The following is a 19,018-nucleotide window of genomic DNA, read 5'->3' as shown; positions in this document are numbered from 1 at the left end:
ATTTTGATGGTTAATCTTCAAAAATCGCATCCAGCGCTTCGGACAGTCGATCGACGCCAATCACCTTCATGCCTTCAATGGGCTTTTTCGGACAGTTGGCTTTTGGTACAACGGCTCTGGTAAAACCGTGTTTCGCCGCTTCACTGATGCGTTCTTGCCCAGACGGAACCGGACGAATTTCCCCCGACAAACCGACTTCACCCAGAACCACCAGATCATGAGGAAGCACTCTGTCGCGAAAGCTTGAGACAACGGCAGCAATAGCCGCTAAATCGGCGCTGGTTTCCAGTACTTTTACGCCGCCCACCACGTTCAAATACACATCTTGATCTGACGTTAATAAACCACCGTGTTTGTGCAAAACCGCCAGCAACATAGCGAGTCGATTGTGATCGAAACCGACCGTGACACGCCTTGGGTTGCCCAAGGCAGAATCGTCGACCAGTGCTTGAAGTTCAACCAATAGTGGACGTGTGCCTTCCCAGACCACCATCACAAGGCTGCCTGCAGCAGGGTGATTGCTTCGGTTCAAGAAGATCGAACTGGGGTTTTTGACTTCTTTCAGTCCGTTTTCGAGCATGGCAAACACGCCCAATTCATTGATCGCACCAAAACGGTTTTTCATGCCGCGCAGGGTGCGAAAGCGAGAATCTTCAGAACCTTCTAATAACACCGAACAGTCGACCATGTGCTCAAGCACTTTGGGACCAGCGAGGGTGCCGTCTTTTGTAACATGGCCAACAAGCAAAACAGCGGTTTGAGTTTGTTTGGCAAAACGGGTTAACACCGCGGCACTTTCACGAACCTGCGACACGCTGCCCGGTGCAGATTCGACACCATCCAAATGCATGACCTGAATGGAGTCAATCACCATGACTTTGGGTTTCACTTGCTGAGCGATGGTTAGAATCGCCTCGACGTTGGTTTCGGACAGCATCTTAAGGTTTTGCGTTGGCAACCCAAGACGTTGTGCGCGCATGGCAACTTGCTGAAGGGATTCTTCACCCGTTACATACAGAGCGCTTTGCTGTTCTGCTAGCCAGCACATGGTTTGGAGCAATAGGGTACTTTTACCTGCGCCAGGCGAACCGCCAATTAATACCACGCCGCCAGGCACTAAGCCGCCGCCTAGAACGCGATCAAACTCGTTCGCGCCAGAGCTGAAGCGAGGAACGTCGCCCAAATCAATGTCGGATAAATTTTGAATGCCGGTGATGGCGCCTGCATAACCTTGATAGCGAGGGTCTTGCGCCGCGGAAACACGAGCAGAGGTTTTTCCAGAGGTGAGGCGAATTTCAGAAAGGGAGTTCCACGCGTTGCAGGCTTGGCATTGTCCTTGCCATTTTGCGTAGTCGGCTCCGCATTCGTTGCATACAAAGGCGGTTTTAGCTTTGGCCATGAGGGTCTCTTTTTGGTAATCGAGTGATAACGTCCATGTTATCACAGGGTAACGCGTTACTTTTCTACTTTGTATTCTTGTCGCTCTTCCAGCTCACTGAATACAGATCAGTGCGTCGGTCTTTTAGATTATTTACGGAACCTTCACTGCGTGTGAACTTCAGCTTGTCCAGATCAAGATCCGAGAACATGATCATTTCTGTGTTTGGCGTGGTTTCTGCCATAACCGCATCGTGTGGGTACGAGAAGTCAGAAGGCGAAAATACCGAGCTTTGAGAATACTGAATGTCCAAGTTTTCAACCTGTGGAAGGTTGCCACAGCTTCCGCAAATAACCACGTAACATTCGTTTTCAATCGCACGGGCTTGAGCGCAGTGACGCACACGCAAATAGCCGTTTTTAGTGTCTGTCCAGAAAGGCACAAACAGAATGTCCATGTCTTGCTGGGCAAGCAAGCGGCCTAATTCTGGGAATTCCACATCGTAACAAATCAGAATACCAACGCGACCAGCGTCGGTATCAAAGACGCGTAATTCGTTACCACCTTGAATAACCCAATCACGGCGTTCATGCGGCGTAATGTGGATTTTTTTCTGTTCTTGTACGGTGCCATCACGACGGCATAAATAGCTGATGTTATAAACCACTTCGTCTTCAATGATTGGCATAGAGCCGGTGATCACGTTGATATTGTAGCTGACGGCCAACTGAGATATCTCGTTTTTAAAGCGCTCAGTAAAGCTGGCAAGAAAGCGAATGGCTTCGGTTTGATTGCTTTGGTCTGGGCTCAAGCCAATTAAAGGGGCATTAAAGAACTCAGGGAACAATACGAAGTCACTTTTGTAATTGGACACCGCGTCAATGAAGTATTCGACTTGTTTTAGTAGTTCGTCCGCGCTGGCGACTTCGCGCATTTGCCATTGAATCGCACCGATACGAACTTGTGTTTTACGCGATTGAATCACGGAAGTTTCTGGTTCGAAAAAGATGTTTTTCCATTCTAATAGCGTTGCGTAGCCTTGAGATTTTTCATCTTCTGGCAAGTAACGCTTTAGCAATCGAGTGACTTGGAAGTCGTTTGACAATTGGAACGACAGAATAGGGTCGTAGATTTTCTTTTCACGAACCGATTCCAGATACTCAGCAGGTGTTAGATTGTGAGCGTGTTCATGGTAATTCGGAATTCGACCGCCGGCCAAAATGGCGCGCAGGTTATGTTGGCGACACAGCTCTTTTCGAGCTTCGTAAAGACGACGGCCCAAACGATAACCACGATATTCTGGCGAGATAAGAACGTCCAGACCATACATTGCATCGCCTTTAGGGTCGTTCAGAATGTTTTCTTTCTGATCGACTAAATCGTCATAAGTATGTGGGTTACTAAAGCGTTGGTAATTCGCCTGAACGGACAGGGCGATGCCGACAATATTACCGTGATCTTCTAGGCAAATTTGCCCTTCTGGAAAATCACTAATTAATTGGTGGATTGTGTGTTTTGGCCAAGAGCCACCAATGTCATGGTAAACCTTATCCATGAGTATTTTGACTTGCTCATAATCGTTGTTGGTAAGGTTACGAATTTTTAAATGTAGATCTTCTAGCATGATGTCCTCGACTGAGCGCTCTATACGCTAAGTTACTTTAAGTACTCTGTTGGGTTAGTACCCAGTGGTTAAATAGTAATTTGTCTAAGCACGATATGTTCTAGGGGTGGGTGAAAGGTGAAAGGTTTTTTCGTTCACGTTTTTCTAGTGCTGCTCTATTTTAGATAGAAAGATAATAGCGTTTATTGTTGGGTGAGTATGTTAATTTTCGTATAAATAATAAGAAAAAGAAAACCCCCGCCGAAGCGAGGGTTTTGGTATTTAAACGTATGTATTATGAGAGTGTTTAGATTACTTTTTGCTGAACTCTGGGTACGCTTCCATACCACATTCAGAAAGGTCAACACCTTCGTATTCTTCTTCTTCAGTAACTCGAACACCCATAATAGCTTTGATAATTAACCAAACTACTAGGCTAGAAACGAAGACCCAAACGAAGATAGTCAATGCACCGGCGATTTGTCCGCCAAATGTTGTGCCGTCGTTTGTAAGAGGAACCGCTAGCAAGCCCCAAAGACCAACCACACCGTGAACAGAGATTGCGCCCACTGGATCATCGATTTTAAGCTTGTCTAGAGTAAGAATAGACACAACAACAATCACACCACCAACAAGGCCGATAAGCGTCGCACCCAAGGCAGACGGTGTATCAGGACCCGCAGTGATGGCAACCAGACCAGCCAATGCGCCGTTAAGAAGCATGGTTAGATCGGCTTTACCGAATAAGATACGCGCTAGGATAAGTGCGCCGATTGCGCCACCAGCAGCGGCTGCGTTTGTGTTTAAGAACACCATAGCAACCGAGTTAGCGCTGGCGATATCGCCAAGTTTCAATACAGAACCACCGTTGAAACCGAACCAACCCATCCAAAGGATAAATGTACCCAGTGTTGCAAGCGGTAAGTTAGCACCAGGAATGGCACGAACTTCACCATTAGGACCGTATTTCCCTTTACGAGCGCCAAGTACCAATACGCCAGCCAATGCAGCAGAAGCACCCGCCATGTGAACGATACCGGACCCTGCGAAGTCAGTGAAACCTAGATCGCCAAGGCTGAACATGCCAAATACAGAACCGCCGCCCCATGTCCAGTTGCCTTCCATTGGGTAGATGAACGCTGTCATTACAACCGCAAAGATAAGGAAAGACCAAAGCTTCATGCGCTCTGCAACCGCACCAGATACGATAGACATGGCTGTTGCAACGAACACAACTTGGAAGAAAAAGTCAGACGCGCCAGAGTATATTGAACCGCCTTCAAAGCCGCCTTCACGACCAGAGAAGTCTGTTAAAGTAGACGCTACGTCAACATCCTGAATACCTGTAAGGAACCACTCGCCACCGTACATGATGGAGTAACCGCAAACTAGGTACATGATGCAAGAAATGGCAAACAAGGCCACGTTCTTAGTCAGAATTTCTGTGGTGTTTTTAGCACGTACTAAACCTGCTTCCAACATGGCAAATCCCGCTGCCATCCACATAACCAGTGCGCCACACACCAAGAAGTAAAAGGTGTCCATGGCATATTGTAAGTGAAAAATTTGATCTTGCATGTTTCGCCCCCCTAAAGGCTTGTAAGATTTGAGCCGTAATTAAACCGCTTCAACCCCAGTCTCTCCGGTACGAATACGAACCGCTTGTTCTAGGTTAACGATAAAGATTTTACCGTCGCCAATTTTGCCAGTGTTCGCTGCGCCAGTAATGGCTTCAACAACTTGGTCTGTCATGTCGTCTGCAATAGCAAGTTCGATTTTTACCTTAGGTAAAAAATCCACTACGTATTCAGCGCCGCGGTATAATTCCGTGTGGCCTTTTTGACGTCCGAAACCTTTCACTTCTGTTACGGTGATACCTTGAACACCAATTTCAGAAAGTGCTTCTCGAACATCATCGAGTTTAAATGGCTTGATGATGGCAGTTATAAGCTTCATACCCACTGTCTCCTTTAAAAGTCAGTTTTATTGTCGTATCGCAGGTAGTTAGCTTTATTCAATATACGTGCCACATATTGGAAAGTGCTTGTTACATAGGCTTTGTAAGGATTTTGTCTGTTTTTAGAATTTAAAAAGCGTCACCGCTGTCTTTATTTAGTGCAGCATATTGGGGTGTCTTTATGGCGTGTTGCGTCAACTTGGTGCAATTGAAGGGTCTAAGAACGAGGTATTTACCGGTGGGCTCCCTATCTTATTGCTTCTGATCAGAAATAAAACGCACCTAAAAGGTGGTAATCGTGCGTTATTAAGAAAAATGGCATTTAAAAAGAGAGTGTTTTTGTGTTTTATGCACATAAAAGAGGCGAAGGCATAGGGCTTTATACGCAAGAAAAATGCAGATCGGTGTTTGATCGACGACTTGTTTGCACCTTCCTTAGGCATCTATACTAGACAACATTGTCAATACAAAGCATGAGAGCAAGATGATAGACCAATTTATAAAGCAATTAGGGACCGGATTAGAGCACGCCGCAGAGACATTGGGTAAGCTCCCGAAAGAAGAAATTCAGGCGCAACTGCATGAAGTCGCGCGCAATACGTTAAGTAAAATGGACCTAGTCACGCGAGAAGAGTTTGAAGTGCAAGAAGCCATGCTCGCGAAATACCGTGAAAAGTTGGCGTTATTAGAAGCCCGATTAAATGAGCTCGAAAAGTAAAGCGGAAAAGAGGCGAAAAGAAAACGCTCATAAGTGTGGATGAGCGCCTTTGAAAAGCGGGGAATGCGTCGATTTTATTTCCAGCCTTGCTGCCAGTTGTCCGATGATTGCAACGCCTGCCACGGCATGTGATATTGGTTTTTGTTGATCACGGCTTCAAGGATGCACTCGATCACTGTGCCTTCTTCGTCACGAATAAGCTTAGTAACGAGAAAATGCTTTTCTTTTTTCTGCGGTGATGTGGATGTCCATTTGGATAAGTGCAACTTCTTCGGGTTTATTTGATGCATTGGGATTGTGTCGCCTTCTCTTATTAAACATGAATTAAAGACAGATACGAAAAAAGTGAAAAGCCGGATTGCTTTTTACTCTAAAAATCATCAGATCAAGGAGTGATCATGAGTTTAGCAACCATATACAGCCGTGCCCGAGTGGGCGTGGCATCGCCTTTAGTTACCGTTGAAACACACATTTCCAATGGCTTGCCGTCGTTAAATATAGTCGGCCTTCCTGAAGCCGCTGTGCGTGAAGCAAAAGACCGCGTTCGTAGTGCGATTATTAACAGCCATTTCGAATTTCCCACCCGACGTGTCACCATCAATCTCGCGCCTGCGGATTTGCCCAAAGAAGGCGGTCGTTATGATCTAGCCATCGCAATCAGTGTGCTGGCGGCATCTGGGCAATTAGGCGAAGTGAATCTGCGTGATACCGAGTTTATTGGCGAGCTTGCCTTATCAGGCGACATTCGCGGCGTTCCTGGTTTATTGCCCTCAGCGATTGCTTGTCATCATGCGAATCGACAGCTCATCCTTCCAGAAGACAATCAGCAAGAAGCCGCCTTGGTCGAAAGTGATGCCGTATTTGCAAAACACCTTACCCAAGTCACCGCCCATCTACTAAAGTTAAGTCAGTTGCCCGCTTGTGTTTCTAAACCAAGTGAACCGTTGCCTCTGGATCACAAAGACATGCGCGATGTAAAAGGTCAATATCAAGCCAGACGTGCTTTAGAGGTCGCGGCGGCGGGCGGGCATAATCTCTTGTTTATTGGGCCTGCTGGCACAGGAAAAACCATGTTGGCGTCGCGTTTACCCAGCATCATGCCAGCCATGACCGAAGCCGAAGCGCTTGCCGTTGCGTCGGTGCAATCGGTCGCAGGGCGAAAAATGGGGCTGGATTGGCATTGGTCTGAACGACCGTTTCGTTCGCCACATCATTCTTGTTCAGCGGCGGCTCTGGTCGGAGGCGGTTCTATTCCTAAACCGGGTGAGGCGTCTTTGGCTCATTGCGGTGTGTTGTTCCTTGATGAGTTGCCAGAATTTGATCGGAAAGTATTAGAAGTGTTACGAGAGCCATTAGAAAACGGTGAAGTGCATATTTCACGGGCGCGAGGGCAAATGTCTTTCCCTGCGAGGTTCCAACTGGTCGCCGCGATGAACGCCAGCAACGAAGCGTATACCGGTGGACAAGATTACTATCAGTCCAGCGCCAGCCAAAAGTACTTAAAAAAACTCTCGGCGCCTTTTTTAGATCGGATCGATTTGCACGTAGAAGTGCCGCCTTTGCCGTCTAATGTTTTAGTGAACGCGCAAGAAGAAGGTGAATGCAGCGCCAGTGTTCGCGAACGAGTAGAGCGGGCTGTCGCACGACAAAGAGCGCGGCAAGGTGTGCAAAATGCGTTGTTAAGTGGTCGTCAGCTCGAAAGTATTTGTGCGTTAAGCGATGACGATAAACAGTTTATGCAGCAGGCGTTAGAAACATTGAAGTTGTCTGCTCGGGCTTATCATCGCGTCTTAAAGGTTGCACTGACCTTGGCGGACTTAAGTAACACGGACGTGACGAGAGCGCATCTAATGGAATCCTTAAGCTATCGTAAAATGGAAAAAACATTGTCGATGGCCGTGTCATCTTAGAAGAGGATTCGAGACGTAATGGCGAAGCATGCGTTGTTTCGCGAAGAAATAGGTCGTGTGTGCTATCTATGATAAAAATACGCATTAAGAGTAATAGAGACGTCATTTATGATTAAGCTGCTGTTTGCATTTTTTCTTTTTCTGTTTGGCACTGCCGCCTCGGCAGCGCCTCGTTTGTTTGATTTGGAATTAGGTCCCTATCTTTCTTCGATGGATTACACCGAATCAGGTGGTATCTCTCAAACAGGATCAATATCCGGGTTTAATGCGCGCTATTCTGCTTATTACCCCTTTTCTGTCATGTTAATTGATCTTTCTTATGCACACAGCAAACTCGTAACTGAAAGCGCAGGAAAGATAAAAAACGTCAGTAATGAAGTGTATGACATAAGAGGCATGATTGGCCGTGCTCTTTTTTTAAATGATGCTTATCGTATTACGCCTTATTTAGGGCTCGGCTTTCGTCGCTCCACGGCAGATTCGAGAGGGAAGGTGTCGTCTTCTTCCGTGGCGGGTTATAAAAGCCAGCAAACCTATATTTACAACCCAATCGGCATCGAAATCCAAGAATTAGCAGGTGAAAAAACGTGGGTGGTTGGTGGTCGATTTGAATATGACAGTTTACTGATAGCCGACAATGAAACGCGTTTGGATGCATCAAATTCTTATAAAAACGTAAAAGTGCAGGGGAAAAAGGGCTATGGCTATCATTTTTCTTTGGACTTTAGACACTTTCTAAACGCCAGTGGCGGTGCCATTGTGATTGAACCTTTCTATAAATATTGGCACTCATCAGGAAATAATAGCGCCAGTCTCCCTAGCTCTACAGGCAGTCATTCTTCCAATGAATGGGGCCTCGCCTTGATGGTGTCTTTCTGATCTTTTGAACGCAAATATAAACTCTGTTTTAACGCTTTTCATTTCGTTACAATCTTCCCCCCTTTATTGCTTATCTTCCCAACTGTTGTTTGTGGCATCGTTGTGTTCGGTAAGAGCAATTAAAGGTCCAAATAATAATGAATTGTGGTCGTCTATTCGCTTTTTCAGGTTTTCCTATGACAAAAGTGAATGGCATAAATGGAGTTATCCCTATGGTTATTCAGCTGTTTCCTCTTTGGGCATTATTGCTTTCAGTACTTGCCTTTTTCCAACCGGATTTATTTGTTGGTTTAAAAACTCAAATCGTGCCATTGCTTACAGTTATTATGTTGGCAATGGGATTGACACTCAGTCCAGCCGATTTCAAACAAGTGTTGAAAAACGGCAAAGCCGTTGGTGTTGGTGTGGTATTGCAGTTTCTAGTGATGCCGATTGCGGCGTTTGGCGTGGCCTTTGCATTTGGTTTTGATACGGAATTGACCGTTGGTATGTTGCTCGTGGGCAGTGTAGCGGGCGGTACGTCATCGAATGTGATGTGTTATTTGGCAAAAGGCGATACGGCGCTGTCTATTTCTATGACCGCTATTTCGACCTTGATCGGTGTGATTTTGACGCCTTTCCTTGTGTCTTTGATGATAGGTCAAAGCGTGGATGTGCCTGTGGCTGGCATGTTAATGAGTCTGTTGAAAATCGTTCTTCTTCCTGTTGCGGCGGGCGTTTTGATTAATACTTTCTTCTCAACATTTGTCCGCAAAGCCGAGCCGGTTTTTCCTTACATTTCGATGTTTGCCATTGTTTTGATCATTGCCATTGTTGTGGCATTGAGCGCGTCTAAGATTGTTCAAGTAGGGCTTGTTGTTGCAGCAGCCGTTATTATTCATAACGCGATTGGTTTGACTTTGGGTTACTGGGTAACGTACTTACTTGGCTTTGATGCACGCGTATGTCGTACGATTGCGTTCGAAGTAGGTTTGCAAAACTCCGGTTTAGCGGCTGCACTAGCGGTGAAGTTTTTCACTCCGATGGCAGCATTGCCAGGCACTATTTTCAGCGTTTGGCATAATATTTCGGGTTCATTGTTGGCGAGCTATTGGAGTCGTCGACCTGTTTTGGAAAATAACAGCGAAGACACGTCTAAATAAACGTTTACGCGCGCGATAATAAAAGGGGCGCCATTCTGGTGTCCCTTTTTTGTGTCTGTTAGACCGGTTATGACAGTGCGAGTCGATGCAATGTCGGGTACACTTAGCGCTGATTTTTAACCGTCGCGTAAGCCAGAGTTTTTCCATGAGTGAGTCCCTTCCATCCATCTCCCAACGTTTGAGAAATTTGAACGAACGCCAACTCGATGCCGTTAAAAAAATCGATGGGCCCTTGTTGGTATTGGCCGGTGCAGGTTCAGGAAAAACCAGTGTAATCACAACGAAAATCGCGTATTTGATCCAAACCTGTGGGTTTAAAGCGAGTAGCATCATCGCGGTAACCTTCACCAATAAAGCCGCTCGCGAGATGAAAGAGCGCGTAGTGAGCATGCTTTCTAAACAAGAAAGCCGCGGTTTGAGTATTTCTACTTTCCATAATTTGGGGTTAAGAATCCTGCGCAAAGAATACCGTCGCGCAGGCTTGAAAGAAGGCTTCACCTTATTTGATTCTCAGGATTCGCTCAGCCTGATCAAAGAAATTCTGGACAAAGAATTTAATGGGCAAACGGACTCTGCCGCGTACTGTCAGAATACCGTATCCAACTGGAAAAACGACCTCACCACACCGCAAGAAGCGATGACCAATGCAGACACGGAAGAATATCTGTTGGCGGCACAAGTGTATGCGCAGTATCAGCGCTATTTGCGCGCCTACAATGCGGTGGATTTTGATGACTTAATTTTATTGCCCGTTAGCTTGTTGATGGCCGACGAAGAATTGCGTGAACGCTGGCAGAAAAAAGTCCGTTATTTGCTGGTGGACGAGTGCCAAGACACCAACGGCAGCCAGTATGAATTGATTCGCTTGCTAGCGGGTTTTCGACGCTGTTTTACCTTGGTGGGCGACGATGACCAATCCATTTACGCGTGGCGTGGTGCACGCCCTGAAAACCTCGAAAGGCTGTCGGTCGATTATCCGAACTTAAAACTTGTCAAGTTGGAGCAAAATTACCGCTCGACGAAAATCATTTTGAAAGCCGCGAATACGCTCATCGCCAATAACCCGCACATATACGATAAAGCCTTATGGAGTGATCACGAGGAAGGCGACCCGATCCGTATTATGGTGACGCGCAATGAAGACGCGGAATCCGAGCGAGTTGCTGCTGAAATTCAATCTCGCCATTTGCGTCACGAAATACCCTATCGAGATTTTGCGATTTTGTATCGAGGCAATCATCAAGCTCGGTTGCTGGAGATCAAACTGCAAGCGTACCGAATTCCCTACAAAATGAACGGCGGTACGTCTTTTTTCTCGCGCGCGGAGATCAAAGACTTAATGAGTTACTTACGGCTTTTGGTCAATCCATCAGACGACAATGCGTTCTTGCGCATCGTGAATTTACCGCGTCGAGAGATTGGCCCAGCGACCTTAGAAAAAGTGGGTAACCTAGCGACAGAACGCAATGTGAGTTTGTTTGAAGCCTCTGGTTACAAAGAATTGGAAGACACCATCACCGGTCGTTCGTTGAAAAGTTTGCAAGACTTTGAACGCTGGATGTCGACCTTGCGCCAGCGCTTAGAAGGTGCATCGCCCGTGCCTGTGATCGAACAAATGATCCACGACATGGATTATTACGGTTGGATTCAGGAGCAAACGTCTTCCAACAAAGCCGGCGATCGTCGTATCGAGAACGTACGCTTCTTACTGGATTCTATTCAGCGGATGATGGAATCCGCATGGGAAGAAGACGAAACCGCAGGCTTGGATCAGGCGATTAGCAAACTATTACTGATCGACATGCTAGAGCGCCAAGAAGAAGAGGAAGACGAAGACAAGGTTCAACTCTTGACGCTTCATGCGTCCAAAGGACTAGAGTATCCACACGTTTTCTTGATTGGCTGCGAAGAAGAATTGTTGCCCCATAGAAACAGCATCGAAAACGACGACATAGAAGAAGAGCGCCGTTTGGCATACGTTGGTATCACGCGGGCGAAAAAAACTTTATGCATCACCATGGCCGCAAAACGTCGACAATACGGCGAAGAAATTGACTGCTTACCGAGCCGATTTTTAGACGAATTACCGGAAGAAGACTTGGTTTGGGAAGGGCGTGGCGATGAAGGAGAAAGTGCGAAAAAAGAACGTGGACAGGCTTCTTTATCGGCATTAAAAGCCATGTTAAATGGCTAACGTATCGCTTCAAAGTCTATTGTTGGCTGTTGTCTATCATGTATTCAATAGCGTGTTTCAGCTCATCATCACTGCAATCAAAGCATAAACCTTTTGGCGGCATGGCTCTAAAGCCGCTGATGGCATCTTTTAGTAGCGTATCTAAGCCTTTGTCGATTCGCGGTTGCCAATCTTCATGGTTACCAAATCGCGGCGCCCCGGCAACTCCGCTCATATGGCACGCAATGCAATACGTGTTGAAGGTTTGCTCACCAGAGCGTTCAGCGTTTGCGGCACTGCTTATGCTAAATAAAACGACAGCGGAAACAACACCAACAAGACGCACGAACAGAACGGATTTGAATGGCATCAGCACAGAGGTTCTCAATGAAAAGGGAATCGGAAAAAGCTGAACGGAATTATCCTCGACTTTATTCGTAAGGTAAATGCCAGTGATGGATAGAAAAACAGCGTTTATCTTATGCTTAGTGTGATTAAGCACTGGAATCCTGAGTGATTTCCTTTAGAATACGCATCACAAATTTGTGATGGCCTTGTTTGCACCCAGCAACAAAATTAGTGCCACACAAAGACAATGCGCCCGTAGCTCAGCTGGATAGAGCGTCGCCCTCCGGAGGCGAAGGTCGGAGGTTCAAATCCTCTCGGGCGTACCATTTTTTTATATCTTCTTATCAAAAAAACACTCTTCATTTGCAATGAAAAAGTCATTTTTTCTGGATTTTTTCAAAAAAACACACGGTAGTTTCTCTTTAATAAGCCCAAAAAAAAGAGCCAGAATGACGTGCATTTTGGCTCAAAAAAGGAGGAATTCTTTAGGCTTAATTTATCGGCATAAAGGCATGGATTACCAGCTGTGGTTTAACGTGACGGTAATGTTTCGCCCTGGGTTGTAGTAATCCGCTGTGCCTGATCCAACAATGTGTTGTTTATCCAGCAAATTGCTTACTTTCGCAGATAGGTTTGTGTCTTTTGTTATTTCGTAAGACAAAGAGGCATCAAAGATAACCGCAGCGTTACTTTTCTTGGTGTTGGCGGCATCGAAATAATAAGTGCCGATATAGCGAGCACCAAAACCAACGGTTACATCTTGTCTAGGCAGAATGTAATGGCTCCATAACGAAGCGGTATGATTTGGGGCTATGTTTATCTGATTTCCTTCATAGCTGTCATCTTCTACCACTTTTGAATCCATGTACGAGTAACCACCGGTGATGCTTAAACTGTCAGTTAATTCGGCTTTCACTTCTAAATCCACGCCTTTAACACGGTTTTCTCCGATGATTTCACGATCAATGGTTCCGTCGTTTTGTGCCACGGCGATGTCGACGTTGTTTTTAACCAGATCATAGACCGCAATGGAAAAAAGCGCATTCATATCGTTTGGCGAGTACTTCGCACCGATTTCAAGTTGTTCTCCGCGTACAATTTCTGTTCCAGCGGTAGGTGGGGAAATGGATTCCACTTGGCTAATATAAGCTGAGACTTCTTCGTTAAATTTATAAGTGAATGCGGAGCGGAAGGTGTTTTCAGAAAAATTGTTTTTGCTCTCAGTGTTGTTGAGATAATCAGACTCAGAGAGTTTGATGTCATCATGACGGGCGCCGAGCGTTAGAATGTATTTATCATCGAGCGAGAAATTTTGTTGTAAAAAGACCGCTTTCGTTGCGTAATCTGTTTTTTTATTTTCGTAAATAATCATGCTACTTGGAGCACCGGTATAGATGATATTTTCTACATCAATACTGGTTGCTGAGCCGTAACTACTGAGGCTAGTCGAGGATGAGTCCTGATATTCGATGCCAAATACGGAACTACTATCTAGACGGTCGACGCTAATATCATATTGCCCAATGAGGTTGCCATTGAATTGTTGGGCGTCTTTTGCTGATGCAAGGTAGCCTCGGCTTACCGTGCTGCCAGTTCTCGTTGCGCTATCAGAAATATAGGTATAACCATAATTGTCTGTTAAGTCACTGTATCTCAGGCTGGACCGCACTTTGAAACCATTGTCTAGGTCATGGCTAATTTGAGCGCTGATGTTGGTTCGCTCGACATCATGATAGTTAAAGTCTGGTTCACCAAAGAATGTACTGCGGTCGTATTCTTTATCAAAAGGGTAGCCGCCACTGTTCGGTGTGGAGTCCGTGTTTAAGTAGTCCACGATCAAGTTGGCTTTAGTGTCGTTATTTGGCTCCCAAGAAAGGCCGCCCATAATGAATTGAGAATCGTCTTTTGAATAATCGTATTCTCTATCGCTGTCTTTTACTTTTCCAGTTAATCGATACGCCAGTGTTTCGTCTTCATTTAATGTGTTGCCTACATCGATTCCGACTTCTTTATGATCATTGGAACCATAGGAAATGTAGGCATTTCCGAACTCATCAAATTTGGGTTGTTTACTAACAAAGTTGATGGACCCACCTGGGTCAGCAGGGCCAAACAAGGTAGAGTTTGCACCGCGAATGACTTCGACTCGTTCAAAGGCATAAGCGTCTTCACGCACACCTCGTAATGATCCAAGTGTTAGTCCATCTCGGTAAGTGGTGGCGTCAAAACCACGGATTTGGAAGTAGTCATTTCGGTCATCGGTACTGTAGTAACCCGTCACCGTGCCTGGTGTGTATTCAAGCACTTCTTCTGTGGTGCTGGCGTTGCGCTGTTGGATTTCCTTTTCTGTGATGACGGATACAGAAGCCGGTGTGTCCAGAATACTGGTGGCGACTTTTCCGCCAACCCACAGTTCTTTAGCAACAACAGACTCTGTATCATCGTCGGCTAGTACTTGATCATTAACAATAATAGGTGAAAGTCGAAAGGTTTCTTCCTCGTTTTCAGCGTGTCCAATTGAGGGTGCCATGATTGAGTAGCAGAAGAGAGTCGCGGCTGCGCATTGGCTTTGTTTGGGTTTTAACATCGTATTCTTCTCCGTCTTCTATTTTCCAATTAATCTAAGTAAAGATCTAGGCATTAATGATTATCAATTCATATTTTGGATTCTTAGTTGCCCTCATTCCAAATGCATCTTTGCTTTTTAGTTTGGGATATTGGGCAACCCGTTCAGCGATTTAAGGCTCAATATTGACAGTGGATCTCTCTCTTATGTCATGGCCAATACCGCACGATTGATGCTGACGACCAACCTTCATAAAAATGATCGAGATAAAAGTAATAATGATAACCATGTGTAATTTGGTTTTATGCTGAACAAGTTAGATATGATAAAAGTACGAGATTCACAGTTGTTCAAAATAAGGTTTTGTTTAACCGAAGCGAGGCCTAGAAAGTACAGTGCGCCGTGGCTTTTGATGAAAAGGGCTCTCGTAATTAGATATTAAGCGGAGGGGATGATAGGACTAATCGTCTGAATATAATTGTACAAATCGGTCGTTTTCGTCTTGAGCCAATTGTTTGGGTGTCAGGCGAGAGTATTTTTTAATCAGCTTGATGTAGTGGGATTGATCGTTAAAACCTTCTTCAGGGAAGAGTTCGCCCATTTTTAGCGTGTCGAAACTGTTACGAAAACGCAAAATGTCGCAGTAACTTTTTAAGGGTAGGCCAAGCCATTTAGTGAAATAACGATTGATTTGGCGACTGCTCCAATTGGCTGATTTTGCTATTTCGGTCACCGTAATCGCGCCATTCGTGCGATAAATAAGTTCGGACATTATTTTTTTTCTGGGGTCGATCGGTGTGATTAATTGTGAAGAAAAATAAAGGCTTAGCTTTTCATGAAATGTATCGAAGCACTGTAGATCATCTAGGTGAATGCCAGCAAAACCATTATCTAGTGTGATGCGATCATTGAGAATATCTGCGACGGGCATGCCTAATAAATATTCAGAGGCTAATATTTTTAATCGAACGCCAAGCAATCTTGAATGGCTGGGCATCGTACCGACTTTCGCGTCTGTTTCGAGCCCAACAAGTGAAATGTGAAGAGGGTATTCAGCGCTATGAAAAAAATACAGATCAATACCACCATCCGGGAAAGTCGACAGTTCTTCGTCTTCATCGCTCGGATTTTCAATCATCCAAAAGCTTTCAACGAAGTGGGATAGCTCTTCACTCGGTGCTGACGAAGTAAGTTGAATGGTGTCTTTCATCGCGTAATCACAATAGTCAGGTGAATGTTGGTTGTGCAGGATGTAATGCAGAGCGTCAAAAGCGAGCGAAATTGTTATTACCGTAATACTGAGCAAATAACCGTTTGTCATTGAAGCAGACATTATAACGATTACAAAAGGATGTTCTACCTTGAATCAAGTTAGGTTCTAGCGTTAATGGTTGTTTAGTAACGCTTGGGAAGTCCAAAATCCATATCGAGATAAGCCAGAGTATGAAACTTATTCTCGGCATGGTTTTTGGGTATTAGAGTGTTTGGTTGTCATCACTGATTTTTAGGTATCAGATATTGGTCTATTTTGATCATTTATTTCTTTCTATAAAACTATCTAAATCAGACGTGAATTTTTTGGGATTTTTGAACGCTAAGAAATGATCACCTTCTTCTTTCTTTGTATAAATATAGAGCTCCGAATTAGGGATCACCGAGTTGGCCCATTGCTGGCTGCGTATGTTGTGGCTGTAATCACCGCTAAAAATGGCCGTAGGCACGTCTATTTTCATCACGCCAATCATTCATCGCATGATCGAACAGTATTTGGCTCATAGAGTCGAAATTGTTCTTTATGGTAGCGGATGCAAAGGCTTCTGAGTTTTGGAAATACAAAGAATCATTTGCGATGTATCGAGCCATGACACTCATATCGACAATGTCTTCGCTCATTGGCGTACCTGAATAGGCGGCAATCATTTTTTCAGCAGAGGTGGTCATTCCACCGGCATTGAGTCGTTCTTCTTCTGACCAATTTGAGTGTGTGTAAATGGAAATAGGCTCATCAATTAATGACAGTGTTTTTATAGATTGTGTGCCAAACAAGTCAATATAACCCCATAAAACTGAGGCGCCCATAGACCAACCACTAACGTTTACTTTTGATAGATTTAGGTGATCGACAAACTGCTTTAGGTCCATGGAATATCGGCTAATGCGATTACCGAATTTCACTCTATCGGATAGACCTTGGTTTCTCGGGTCTAAAACGTAAACATGGTATTTTTTGCTCAGCAAATACATCACGTTTATGTATTCAGCGCCATTTGCAGACCAGCCTGGAATGAAAATTATTGGTTCCCCTTCACCCGCTTCCCAGTACGCTATTTTGACATCGTCGTTTGTCGTGAAATAATTAATTTTTAGGTCTTTGAAGTCTGAGAGTTTGGTCGGTAATCCTGTTATTTTATTTGGAAAAATAAAATCGTTTTGCAGTACTTCTACTGCGGGTTTTGCTCCAACGACAGGTGCAAAAGAGTAAAGAGAAGCCACAAAAAATAGAATTATTTTTTGACGAGTTTTCATGATGTGATTCCTTGGAAATGAAAAAGTTGTCTGCTGGGAGTGTTGATTTTTCTTGTGAGCCTTTTAGTGATTTGGTTAAAGAGAAGGCGGTTTCGAAAAATAGAAAGGTATCGATTTATAAGGGCACGAATGGCATTCCGAAACGGCCCTTATCCTTGTGTTTATATCGTGATTATAAATGTTTCCATATTGGTGCAATGTTGGTGCCTTGCCCGAGGAAGAAACCAAATTGAATGTTCATCGCGCCAATTGGCTCTAAAAACCGAGCGTTCTTTAACGGACCAGCATCAATGGCGGTAAAGCCTATCGATGAAGCAATCTCAGATATGATGGCTTTTGCCGGTTCATTATCAGACGCTAATAAAACTTGTAGATGTTGGTCATGATGAGCTTCTTCGGGGAGAAGTGGGGCAAAAATAGTATTGAATGCTTTGACGACATAAGCGTTTGGCACAATGGTCTGAATCTCTTCTGCGGCAGAGGTGGTATGTCCAAGAGAAAGCTGCTGGAAATCCTCTGTCACAGGGTTGTATATATCGATCAGTGTTTTTTTATCCATATTAGAAGCGGCACTTAACACGTCTTTGATGGCGGAGAAAGGCAGTGCAAGTAACACGAGATCCGATACCGCTATTGCGGCCGAAATACTCCCGCTTTCTACGTCATAGGCAGATTTTTCAGCGAGTGCCGCAGCTTTCGCCGGATCTCGAGCGCCTATTGTTACTTTATATTTAGGCGCAAGAGCGTCAACGAAGCCAGCGGCCATATTTCCTGTACCAAGAATGGCAATGTTCATCATTATTTTCTCGTTGTAAGTTAAAAATATACTGTACAACTTGAAATGTATGAGGATAAATGTCTTCTTTGTAGCTTTACTTGAAACAAGGTGTTTCAAATGGATCGTTTATTAAGTATTGAGATTTTTGTTAAGTCTGTTGAGCTGGGGTCATTCTCTGCCGTTGCTGAAGCAATGAATATGTCATCGCAGTTGATTGGTAAGCACATTCGGTTTCTTGAGCAAAGTTTGGGTGTGAAATTGATTAATCGAACAACTCGTAGTCAGCATTTAACGGATATTGGGATCAGTTTTTATGAGAGGTCAAAAAATATTTTGGCTGAAATGGAAGTTGCTAGTGGTCTTGTTCAGGAAGTGCGTGCGGTGCCAACTGGCAAATTGAGGGTGAGCGCTCCCGTTTCTTTTGGTGTGAATGCGCTTGCATCATTACTGCCAGAATATATGGCAATGTATCCAGATATAAAAGTGGAAATGGCTTTAACCAACCGAACGGTCGATTTAATTGATGAAGGTTTTGATGTGGCTTTTCGTGTTGGAAACCTGTCTGATAGTGGTTTAATTGCGCGTGCCCTGAGACCTTATAAGTTGGTTTTATGCGCGGCGCCACACTATATTCTTGAGCATCCGACGATTTCTGAACCCACAGATTTATTGGAGCATGAATGTTTAGGATTCTCTCATACTGAGTTACGTACCCATTGGACATTTTTGACTGAGTCTGGGCCGATGTCGGTGCCTGTCTCAGGTCGCTTAATGGTGGATAGCGGGGAGGCTTTAATGAAAGCCGCGATTGCTGGGTTGGGCGTGATGCTTCAACCGTTAGAGCTAGTTGAAAAGGAGATGGAAGCAGGCAGGTTAGTAGAAGTATTGGCGAATTACCCTGTTCCAACAAGACCTATGCACTTGCTGTACGCACCGGATCGTAGAATGACGCCCAAACTACGCAGTTTTATTGACTTTACTCTGAGCCACTTTGGGTCCTGATATAGCTTATATCAACGGGTTTTACACCATAGACTGAA

16 protein-coding genes and 1 tRNA gene are annotated in these 19,018 nt (G+C 44.8%); 7 read left to right on the top strand and 10 right to left on the bottom strand.

Going from position 1 to position 19,018, the window contains the following annotated elements; translation table 11 throughout:
- Positions 1 to 10: 10 nt before the first annotated feature.
- The 4 genes from radA to glnK all read right to left on the bottom strand — a co-directional run bounded on the left by radA (position 11) and on the right by glnK (position 4,937).
- Complete coding sequence (gene radA, locus D104_RS24435; RefSeq protein WP_024023273.1) at positions 11 to 1,399, bottom strand: DNA repair protein RadA; 1,389 nt, start codon at positions 1,397 to 1,399, stop codon at positions 11 to 13.
- Between the two features lie 64 nt (positions 1,400 to 1,463).
- The gene (locus D104_RS24430; protein ID WP_152531141.1) at positions 1,464 to 3,005 is read right to left on the bottom strand and encodes a carbon-nitrogen hydrolase family protein; all 1,542 of its coding nucleotides are present in this window, start codon (positions 3,003 to 3,005) and stop codon (positions 1,464 to 1,466) included.
- Positions 3,006 to 3,293: 288 nt separating this feature from the next.
- Positions 3,294 to 4,559, bottom strand: coding sequence for an ammonium transporter (locus D104_RS24425; protein ID WP_024023271.1), 1,266 nt, complete (start codon positions 4,557 to 4,559; stop codon positions 3,294 to 3,296).
- 39 nt (positions 4,560 to 4,598) lie between these two features.
- Entirely contained in the window at positions 4,599 to 4,937 is a 339-nt protein-coding gene (glnK, locus tag D104_RS24420) for a P-II family nitrogen regulator (RefSeq protein WP_024023270.1), read from the bottom strand.
- 485 nt (positions 4,938 to 5,422) lie between these two features.
- Here glnK and D104_RS24410 point away from each other — a divergent pair, with 485 nt between their 5' ends.
- The gene (locus D104_RS24410) at positions 5,423 to 5,656 is read left to right on the top strand and encodes an accessory factor UbiK family protein (RefSeq protein ID WP_024023268.1); all 234 of its coding nucleotides are present in this window, start codon (positions 5,423 to 5,425) and stop codon (positions 5,654 to 5,656) included.
- A gap of 74 nt (positions 5,657 to 5,730) precedes the next feature.
- On the opposite strand, the gene D104_RS24405 is transcribed toward D104_RS24410, so the two are convergent.
- Entirely contained in the window at positions 5,731 to 5,946 is a 216-nt protein-coding gene (locus tag D104_RS24405) for a TIGR02450 family Trp-rich protein (protein ID WP_024023267.1), read from the bottom strand.
- Between the two features lie 108 nt (positions 5,947 to 6,054).
- Between D104_RS24405 and D104_RS24400 the strand changes: the two genes are divergently transcribed.
- The 4 genes from D104_RS24400 to rep all read left to right on the top strand — a co-directional run bounded on the left by D104_RS24400 (position 6,055) and on the right by rep (position 11,781).
- Positions 6,055 to 7,566, top strand: a complete 1,512-nt coding sequence (locus D104_RS24400) for a YifB family Mg chelatase-like AAA ATPase (RefSeq protein WP_024023266.1) — start codon at positions 6,055 to 6,057, stop codon at positions 7,564 to 7,566.
- Between the two features lie 108 nt (positions 7,567 to 7,674).
- Entirely contained in the window at positions 7,675 to 8,445 is a 771-nt protein-coding gene (locus D104_RS24395) for a hypothetical protein (protein WP_024023265.1), read from the top strand.
- 212 nt (positions 8,446 to 8,657) lie between these two features.
- Entirely contained in the window at positions 8,658 to 9,587 is a 930-nt protein-coding gene (locus D104_RS24390; RefSeq protein WP_024023264.1) for a bile acid:sodium symporter family protein, read from the top strand.
- 145 nt (positions 9,588 to 9,732) lie between these two features.
- Positions 9,733 to 11,781 carry a DNA helicase Rep gene (gene rep, locus D104_RS24385; protein ID WP_024023263.1) on the top strand — a complete coding sequence of 683 codons (2,049 nt, stop codon included), beginning with the start codon at positions 9,733 to 9,735 and terminating at the stop codon, positions 11,779 to 11,781.
- Positions 11,782 to 11,797: 16 nt separating this feature from the next.
- Here the strand turns inward: rep and D104_RS24380 are convergent, their stop codons facing one another.
- On the bottom strand, positions 11,798 to 12,262 hold the full coding sequence (locus tag D104_RS24380; RefSeq protein ID WP_235075901.1) for a c-type cytochrome: 465 nt from the start codon (positions 12,260 to 12,262) through the stop codon (positions 11,798 to 11,800).
- 95 nt (positions 12,263 to 12,357) lie between these two features.
- Between D104_RS24380 and D104_RS24375 the strand changes: the two genes are divergently transcribed.
- Positions 12,358 to 12,434, top strand: a tRNA-Arg gene (locus D104_RS24375).
- A gap of 191 nt (positions 12,435 to 12,625) precedes the next feature.
- Here D104_RS24375 and D104_RS24370 read toward each other — a convergent pair.
- The 4 genes from D104_RS24370 to D104_RS24355 form a co-directional block, all read right to left on the bottom strand.
- Complete coding sequence (locus D104_RS24370; RefSeq protein WP_024023260.1) at positions 12,626 to 14,695, bottom strand: TonB-dependent siderophore receptor; 2,070 nt, start codon at positions 14,693 to 14,695, stop codon at positions 12,626 to 12,628.
- Positions 14,696 to 15,134: 439 nt separating this feature from the next.
- Positions 15,135 to 15,995, bottom strand: coding sequence for a DUF6597 domain-containing transcriptional factor (locus D104_RS24365; protein ID WP_235075900.1), 861 nt, complete (start codon positions 15,993 to 15,995; stop codon positions 15,135 to 15,137).
- A gap of 380 nt (positions 15,996 to 16,375) precedes the next feature.
- Positions 16,376 to 17,200, bottom strand: coding sequence for an alpha/beta fold hydrolase (locus D104_RS24360; RefSeq protein ID WP_200866744.1), 825 nt, complete (start codon positions 17,198 to 17,200; stop codon positions 16,376 to 16,378).
- 172 nt (positions 17,201 to 17,372) lie between these two features.
- The gene (locus D104_RS24355; RefSeq protein ID WP_024023258.1) at positions 17,373 to 17,999 is read right to left on the bottom strand and encodes an NADPH-dependent F420 reductase; all 627 of its coding nucleotides are present in this window, start codon (positions 17,997 to 17,999) and stop codon (positions 17,373 to 17,375) included.
- A 96-nt stretch (positions 18,000 to 18,095) separates the two neighbouring features.
- On the opposite strand from D104_RS24355, the gene D104_RS24350 reads away from it, so the two are divergent.
- Positions 18,096 to 18,980, top strand: a complete 885-nt coding sequence (locus tag D104_RS24350) for a LysR family transcriptional regulator (RefSeq protein WP_024023257.1) — start codon at positions 18,096 to 18,098, stop codon at positions 18,978 to 18,980.
- Positions 18,981 to 19,018: the final 38 nt, after the last annotated feature.

The sequence above is a fragment of the Marinomonas profundimaris genome (assembly GCF_000508165.1).
GTDB lineage: Bacteria > Pseudomonadota > Gammaproteobacteria > Pseudomonadales > Marinomonadaceae > Marinomonas > Marinomonas profundimaris.
Note: the sequence above shows the minus strand (reverse complement) of the source record. Positions and strands in the feature narration are given on the sequence as shown.